General features: G+C 47.5%; 9 protein-coding genes. 5 read left to right on the forward strand and 4 right to left on the reverse strand.

The window, feature by feature from the left end; all coding sequences use genetic code 11:
• The first annotated feature begins 151 nt into the window (after positions 1-151).
• The gene (locus tag NG833_RS31020; RefSeq protein ID WP_375293935.1) at positions 152-280 is read left to right on the forward strand and encodes a hypothetical protein; all 129 of its coding nucleotides are present in this window, start codon (positions 152-154) and stop codon (positions 278-280) included.
• A 3-nt stretch (positions 281-283) separates the two neighbouring features.
• Here the strand turns inward: NG833_RS31020 and NG833_RS20945 are convergent, their stop codons facing one another.
• Positions 284-1,204, reverse strand: a complete 921-nt coding sequence (locus NG833_RS20945) for an Npun_R2821/Npun_R2822 family protein (RefSeq protein WP_254567214.1) — start codon at positions 1,202-1,204, stop codon at positions 284-286.
• Between the two features lie 10 nt (positions 1,205-1,214).
• Positions 1,215-2,219, reverse strand: coding sequence for an Npun_R2821/Npun_R2822 family protein (locus NG833_RS20950; protein WP_254567215.1), 1,005 nt, complete (start codon positions 2,217-2,219; stop codon positions 1,215-1,217).
• A gap of 26 nt (positions 2,220-2,245) precedes the next feature.
• Between NG833_RS20950 and NG833_RS20955 the strand changes: the two genes are divergently transcribed.
• The gene (locus tag NG833_RS20955; RefSeq protein ID WP_254567216.1) at positions 2,246-2,398 is read left to right on the forward strand and encodes a hypothetical protein; all 153 of its coding nucleotides are present in this window, start codon (positions 2,246-2,248) and stop codon (positions 2,396-2,398) included.
• A gap of 93 nt (positions 2,399-2,491) precedes the next feature.
• Here NG833_RS20955 and NG833_RS20960 read toward each other — a convergent pair whose 3' ends face one another.
• Positions 2,492-3,778 carry a Glu/Leu/Phe/Val dehydrogenase gene (locus NG833_RS20960; protein WP_254567217.1) on the reverse strand — a complete coding sequence of 429 codons (1,287 nt, stop codon included), beginning with the start codon at positions 3,776-3,778 and terminating at the stop codon, positions 2,492-2,494.
• A 503-nt stretch (positions 3,779-4,281) separates the two neighbouring features.
• Between NG833_RS20960 and NG833_RS20965 the strand changes: the two genes are divergently transcribed.
• Positions 4,282-4,434, forward strand: a complete 153-nt coding sequence (locus NG833_RS20965; protein WP_254567218.1) for a hypothetical protein — start codon at positions 4,282-4,284, stop codon at positions 4,432-4,434.
• 12 nt (positions 4,435-4,446) lie between these two features.
• A complete protein-coding gene (locus NG833_RS20970; protein ID WP_254567221.1) occupies positions 4,447-5,049 on the forward strand; it encodes a DUF4126 domain-containing protein in 603 nt (200 codons plus the stop codon).
• An 83-nt stretch (positions 5,050-5,132) separates the two neighbouring features.
• Here the strand turns inward: NG833_RS20970 and hemH are convergent, their stop codons facing one another.
• Positions 5,133-6,296, reverse strand: a complete 1,164-nt coding sequence (hemH, locus tag NG833_RS20975) for a ferrochelatase (RefSeq protein WP_254567219.1) — start codon at positions 6,294-6,296, stop codon at positions 5,133-5,135.
• Between the two features lie 112 nt (positions 6,297-6,408).
• On the opposite strand from hemH, the gene NG833_RS20980 reads away from it, so the two are divergent.
• Positions 6,409-7,032, forward strand: coding sequence for a class I SAM-dependent methyltransferase (locus tag NG833_RS20980; protein WP_254567220.1), 624 nt, complete (start codon positions 6,409-6,411; stop codon positions 7,030-7,032).
• Positions 7,033-7,219: the final 187 nt, after the last annotated feature.

The raw sequence follows: 7,219 nt of genomic DNA on the forward strand, positions 1-7,219 counted from the left end.
AAAAAATAAAACCTTCAAAAAACCCGCAGGCTCAAGCCTGGAGGCTCACAGGACAAAGCGGTGCCTGCGCGGGCTAAAAGAGCCTTGTTAGGTGCGATCGCATCAAAGCAAGGATGATTTATTTGTTGGAATCCCCTAATTACCCAATGGCATTCCTCATCATGATACGTTTCGTCGATTTTTTGAAAAACTCGATCCGCAAATTGTAGAACAGAAGTTAACTCAATGGGTTCAAAAATTTGTCGTTACTACGAACATTGACAACCGAATTTGGGAGTAGTCTTTAAAATTTTGCTTTGATTTTTCTGAGTCGATCGCGCAGGGCATTCATAATGCTTTTTTTTGCCGGTTTTTGCACTGGACGTTCTGGTTTCGGTTCATTTAGATAGCGGTAATGTTCCCAAATCTCCCAATAGGGACATCCCGTTTCAATCCGAAATCCGGCCCAATGGAGGTAGTCTAACGGTTGTCCGAGCTTGGGGTCAATTAGGCGATCGCCTGACCGCTGAAAATGTCGGCTACCGGCCCAACTTCCTGGGGCTTTCCCCTCACGACGAACAATATTAAATCGTCGCTGAATCCGTTTCAAGACTAAATAATTAAAGATGGGTTGATCCGTAGTCTTTTGAGAAAAATCAAAGTAGTCGGGATGGGCGGCACATTCTGCAAAGGTTTCGTACAGTTCGCTCTGGGTAAATAAGCCCTTTTTGGAACCCCATAACCCACTGTTAAACACATCTTTCAGGTCTTCTGGGGTGAATATTCCCTCTTCTAGGACCTTTTGATTGAAAACATTCTCAATGCCGGTTGTATGTTGATAATCGTAACAGAAAAAATCGCAATCCTTGAGATAATCTAGGAGATTGGCAATTTTATCAAATACCACGATATCGGTATCAATATAGAGAAATTCATCAAAGGGACCAAACCAACAGGCTTGCTTACGCTGTTTGTTGGGATTGTTGAAAAATCCGGCTCCAAAAATTTGATAGAGTTTCTGACAAAGTTGGTCCGCAAATTCTAAATTTTCATAGATTTGCACGCCATATTTGCTGGTGACAATTTCGGCAATTTCGTGATAATTTTCATCAAAGGGAATCATCACGATCGCCGTTTCTGAATCATACAACCGAATGCTATTCAGTAGGGCGATCGTCTGCTCCTTTACCCGGTCATTGGCAACAATATAAATTCCGCGACTCATACTTTTTTCCTCAACGGGTTAATCCTAATTTTCTCATCACACGATTGACTAGCGAAGGAGGCGGATTGTAGGGTTTGGGTGGGGTGGTAAATTGGGGTCGCTGGGACGGTTCGTGCAAGTACCGATAATGTAAAAAGATATCGCGATAAGGAACATCAATATTTTCTCCGGCACAGAGGCGATCGAAGAGTTTGGAGGACAGACCAATATAATGGAGATAGGTCAACCGTTGTCCCTTATCATAAACTGACGTTTCTCTCATCTCGAAGTGGGGAGAGGTCACAGAATTGCCGGTAACTTGTTCTTTAGGCAAATTAAATACTAAATTATAAAGGGGAATTCCTAATTTCATCCTCATATAATTGAGAAGCGTTTGATCCGGGGCATTGGGATATAAAACCTCTCCCTCTCCCTCGGATAATTGGGACAACAACTCCTGACGCTGCTGCGCGTCAAACAAGCCGCGCTGACTGCCGTAAAACCCGGAACAAAAAATATCTCGTTCAATTTCTTCCGGCTTGAAGAGTTGTCTTAATTTTTCGGACTCGCCGTTAAAAACATGAGATAAATCTTTATATTGGAAGTCATAAACAACAAAATTGTGGTGGTTTAAAGCGTTGAAGATCGGGTCTAGGGAATTGAGTACGACAATATCGGCATCACAGTAGATAAATTTTTCAAACGGACTTTCTGGATCGAAGGCACAATAGCGGCGATGGGTGCCGCTGCGATGCACCCCTTTTATGCCTTGTTCTGCCCAGGATTTCTTGGCAGTTGGATGAGTATTCCATGCCCGCTCCGCAAACTCGTCCCAGCGAGAAATCCGCTCGGTATCCGTGAGGAGGGTGACGTTAGTTCGGGTGTCTATTTCAGCTCGAATTTTCTCAATGCGATCGTCGTAAGGAACCACACAAACGGGAAAGTTCGGCCCTACATTGACTTCAATGCTGTTTAAAAGGGCGACAAGCTGGTTATAAACGACATCATTGGCTAAGGTATAAATCCCTTTAGTCATGTCTGCAACTCTCCGTTTTTTCTACCATGATTCTATCCCATTCATCACCGGAGTTGGGCCAGGACCGATGCGATCGCCTTTGGTCCAGGTCAGACCCCCGATCGCACCCCCCTGTTGCTGAGGCAGTCGCCACCCTAGATGTACCGTTAAATATTGAGACCTACCCTACCATGAATTGACCAAAATTTCAATGCCCGATACTTCTGCGGGGAGTCAGGGGTGGGGTTAAGTTTTTCGGGGACCTCCCACCACCCTCGGAGTCTGATTTTGACTTATTTCTTCACATAATAATCTCTCGTTCCCTTGGCGCTGAGGGCTTCTCCGAGACGGTTCAACCCATGCACATAGGCGGCAGTTCGCATGGAAATGGAGAATTCATCGGCAATTTGCCAAATTTTCTCGGTTTCTTTTCGCATTCTCTTCTGCAAGCGTTCCTCAACTTCCTCCAATTCCCAATACAAACCGCTGCGATTTTGGAGCCATTCAAAATAACTGACCGTGACCCCTCCGGCATTGACTAAAATATCCGGAACGACATAAATGCCTCGGTCTTCTAGAATGCGATCGGCCCCGGAACTAATCGGTCCATTGGCCACTTCAAAGATATATTTCGCCTTAATATCTTGCACATTGGCTTCGGTGATTTGATTTTCCAAGGCAGCAGGAATCAGGATATCCACCTCTAAGGCCAACAGTTGCTCATTGGTGATAATTTCATGTTCAACAATGTTACAAACTGTGTCTTGACAATAGACCGCTTGAATCCCAGAATTAGATTTTTTGTACTGGAGAATGCTGGGAATATCGAGCCCTTTTTTGGCATAAATTCCCCCTTGAGAGTCGCTGACGGCAACTACTTTGTATCCGGCTTTGGCTAGAAGTTCAGCCACCACGGAACCGGCATTCCCAAATCCTTGAACGGCGACGGTGGTTTGATGAGGAAGTCGGTCAAATTTCCCCATAATGGCTTCAATGACATAATAAGCACCGCTGCCGGTAGCAGTATCGCGCCCTAAACTGCCGCCTAGGGTGACAGGTTTGCCGGTAACCACGCCGGGGTTGAGAGAACGACTGATAATATTATATTGATCCATCATCCAACCCATGATGGTGGGGTTGGTATAAACATCTGGGGCAGGAATATCAATGTTGGGTCCAATAAAGTCGGCGATCGCATCAATATATCCCCGAGTTAATCGTTCTAATTCGAGTTTAGAAAGTTCTTTGGGATTGACGGTAACGCCGCCTTTTGCACCGCCAAAGGGTAAGTCGAGAACCGCACATTTAAAGGTCATCCAAAAGGCGAGGGATTTAACTTCATCCATAGAAACATTGGGATGATAGCGGACGCCTCCTTTTCCCGGACCTCTGGTATCGTCGTAGCGGACTCGATAGCCTTGGAAAATGCGTAAGGAACCGTTGTCCATGCGCACGGGAATGGAGACGTTTAAACTGGCTTTAGGATATTTGAGATATTCGAGGGCGTCTTCGGAAATCGAGACGTATTTCATCGCCCGTTCTAAGCGTTTGCTGGCATCGGCAAAGAGTGAATCGGACATTTTAGTATGCTCCATATTGGCGATCGCGCTGGGGGTGCAAACCCTGAATTACCCCGGTTTTCTATAAGGCGAGGGCATTTCAAGTCCGGTGAATCTGACGATGAGCCTCTGGCATGAGTCCCAAAAGACCCCCTTGAGGCGTTTTCGAGTATTGATAAGCTTAAAATATAGAATTATCCAAAAAAATATTTTAGGCTTATCCTGTAAAAATCCAGGGGAGTTTGGTTTGTTCGCAACGCACTACTGTAGTTTATTATACAGTTTTTAGGAAGATTTCAGGATATTTAAACGCGGCGACTCCGGCCTATTTCAGGGATAATTCGTTGAGACCTGTATCGAAATCCTCGATCCCCGTGATGATTTAGAATAGAACTGCATTGAACTGAGGGGAAAAGCACATCCTCTAAAAGGCGGGTGAGCGCCGGAGTCACCATGCAGAGGCAGAGAAAACTGGAAAGGGCCGAACCGGATTCCAGGCAGATCCCCCTCTAAGCATTTAAACTATGAACAGGGGATGGAGCAAAACCCGAAATGAGGCGGGGTGCGATCGCCAGCCACTTCGAGAGTTGCGGCCAAAACCGATGGGCGATCGCCGAGGGTTCAAACTCCGATCGCTGAACTGGGGGAGCGGAAACCAGAAGATTCCACGAGACTAAATTGCCAATATGATGATTCCACTCCTAGCGGCGCTATCGGCCTCAGCAGCAGGGGGTCTGCGGATTGCCCTCCCGCTGCTGTTAATCGGTTTGTTAAATGCTGACCAATTATGGTCCCGCGTCCCCCTCCTCTCGCGGATTTCCCCCCAGGTGGCGATCGGGGTTTTGGTGAGTTGGTCTTTATTTGAACTATTTGCATCCAAACAACCTTGGGGACAGCGCCTCCTCCAAAACGTGCAACTGGTGTTTAGTCCGTTTGTGGGGGCCATTATGGGGATGGCGATCGCCGCCGCGAGTTTTGGAGACGAGAGTAATGCCCCCACCTTAATCGTGGCCTTAATTGGCCTCGTCGGCGGATTATTGGCCTTGGTGCTCCAACTGGTGCAAGTTGGGTGGTTCTATCGCCTCGGGAAATTACCCCTCTGGGCCATTCTCGCTCAAGATGCCTTATGTATTTGCCTCGTGCTCTTCGCCTTCGACTCACCGACAGAGGGCGGTATTATTGCCCTACTCCTGTTATGGTTAGCGATTCGTTCCTCCCAGGAGTGGTATCGCTGGTATATCCAGCAAGGTGCGCGGAAAAATCCGCGCCGAAATAAAACCGAACCCGATTAAACTTCGGCAACCCGGGCACTCTCCCGGTTCTCTATAACTAGGCCCTGCCGGTTACTGAGAAATCCCTCAGTCTCCGGCAGCAACTACAGCAATCCGATAAAATGTAACGGTCCATGACCGCTAATTAATTCAATCAACAGTCCCATAAAACCCAGCATTGCCAGTCGTCCATTCCAGACTTCCGCAGCAGTGGTCATGCCCCATTCCCAACGTTCTTGGGGATACATTTTGAAGTTTTTCTGGGGACGCATCACCTGATCTAGGGTCAAGGGTGGGGCATCGATCGCCTCAACCACTAAATCCGCTAAATCCTCGATGAACACCGGATGAGTATTCAACGCCGGGACGCGATGGAAATGTTCAATTCCCGCCTCTTCTGCCACTTCCCGATATTCCATATCGATTTCTTGCAGGGTTTCGATATGTTCCGACACAAAGCTGACTGGGACTACCAGTAAATGGTTAACGCCTTCTGCTGCTAACTCAGCGATCGCATCTTCCGTATAGGGTTTGAGCCATTCCACTGGACCCACTCGACTTTGATAGGCCAGGGTATGACGATTGGGACGATTCAGGGTTTGCACAATCAGTCGCGTACATTCCTCAATCTCATGCTGATAGGGGTCGCCTGCTTCTTCCACATAGCTGACGGGGACCCCATGAGCGCTAAAGAAAATATGCACTTGGTCGGGATTTTCAAACCCATCCAATTCTCGGGCGATCAGTTGCGCCATTGCTTGCAGATAACCGGGACGCTGATACCAGGAGGGGATAACCGTGTGTTCTTGGGGGGCCAGAGCGGGGTTGTCTGTCCAAATTTTTTCCAATAATCGGAAACTGGACCCGCTGGTGCTAATGGAAAATTGGGGATACAGGGGGAGGATGACTAATTGTTCGACGCCATCGCGCTTGATGCGGGCGATCGCCTCTTCCGTGAACGGATGCCAGTAGCGCATTCCGATGTAAACTTGAACATCCTGCCCCTTGTCCTGTAAACTTTTGTGCAAGGCGATCGCTTGCTCCTCGGTAATCCCTCGCAAAGGCGAACCCCCACCAATTTCCATATAATTGGCTTGGGATTTTTTATGCCGCAGGCTCGAAATCAGCCATGCCAGGGGTTTTTGCATCCACGGAAATGGCAACCGAATGATTTCCGGGTCAGAAAACAGGTTGTACAGAAAGGGTCGAACATCTTCAATTTGTTCCGGCCCACCTAAATTCAGTAACAGTACCCCTACACGGCCCATAGCAGTCACAGTTTCCTTAGAGTTTTCATTATTGTTTACTTATTTTAACAATAATACCGTTGATTAAGTCACAGTTTGAGTTAAATCCGCATTTTTATTCCAGGGGGTATCCGTGGCAACAATTTTGAGAGACTGGAGTTATCGCTATCAGTGGCTTTACGATGGCATCTCCCGCATTGCCGCCCTCAGCGTCGGAGGGGAATCTCGGTTCCGTCAGTTAGCCCTCGAAGGACTCACTCTCCATCCCGACAGCAAAATTCTCGATCTCTGCTGTGGGAGTGGTCAAGCCACCGCCTACCTCGTCCAATCTTCCCACAACGTCACCGGCTTAGATGCCTCTCCCCTCTCCCTAAATCGGGCGCGCAACAATGTCCCCCAAGCCTCCTACATTGAAGCCTTCGCCGAAAATATCCCCATTGGCGACAATGAATTTGACCTCGTACATACCAGCGCCGCCCTGCATGAAATGGATCCCGAGCAATTGCGGCAAATACTTCAGGAAGTTTATCGCGTCCTCAAACCCGGAGGAACATTTGCGATCGTTGACTTTCATCCGCCCACTAATCCCTTATTCTGGCCCGGATTAGCAGTCTTTTTCTGGCTTTTTGAAACCGAAACCGCTTGGCAATTACTCCAAACAAATTTATCCGAACTGTTGCAAAAAATTGGCTTTAAAGTTGATTCTCCCCGACTCTATGCCGGAGGGAGTTTGCAAGTGATTCACGCTCAGAAATAATCAAAATAGGTGGATAGCCCTGTCTAAGAGACCAGAAACCGGGTTTTTGCCTTAACTTTTGGCTCATCCCCTAAATTGATGAAAGAAACCCGGTTTCTAACCTCCTGCAAAGGACTCAGAAACCGGGTTTCTGCCTTAACTTTTGGCTCATCCCCTAAATTGATGAAAGAAACCCGGTTTCTAACCT

Origin of the sequence: Oscillatoria sp. HE19RPO, assembly GCF_024220515.1 — a bacterium.
Classification (GTDB): Bacteria; Cyanobacteriota; Cyanobacteriia; order Cyanobacteriales; family Laspinemataceae; genus Laspinema.

Excerpts from the sequence above, each read along its gene's own strand:
- NG833_RS20965 (WP_254567218.1), top strand. The coding sequence starts at position 4,282 with ATGAACAGGGGATGGAGCAAAACCCGAAATGAGGCGGGGTGCGATCGC.
- NG833_RS20955 (WP_254567216.1), top strand. The coding sequence starts at position 2,246 with ATGATTCTATCCCATTCATCACCGGAGTTGGGCCAGGACCGATGCGAT.
- NG833_RS20960 (WP_254567217.1), bottom strand. The coding sequence starts at position 3,778 with ATGTCCGATTCACTCTTTGCCGATGCCAGCAAACGCTTAGAACGGGCG.
- NG833_RS20945 (WP_254567214.1), bottom strand. The coding sequence starts at position 1,204 with ATGAGTCGCGGAATTTATATTGTTGCCAATGACCGGGTAAAGGAGCAG.
- NG833_RS20970 (WP_254567221.1), top strand. The coding sequence starts at position 4,447 with ATGATTCCACTCCTAGCGGCGCTATCGGCCTCAGCAGCAGGGGGTCTG.
- hemH (WP_254567219.1), bottom strand. The coding sequence starts at position 6,296 with ATGGGCCGTGTAGGGGTACTGTTACTGAATTTAGGTGGGCCGGAACAA.
- NG833_RS20950 (WP_254567215.1), bottom strand. The coding sequence starts at position 2,219 with ATGACTAAAGGGATTTATACCTTAGCCAATGATGTCGTTTATAACCAG.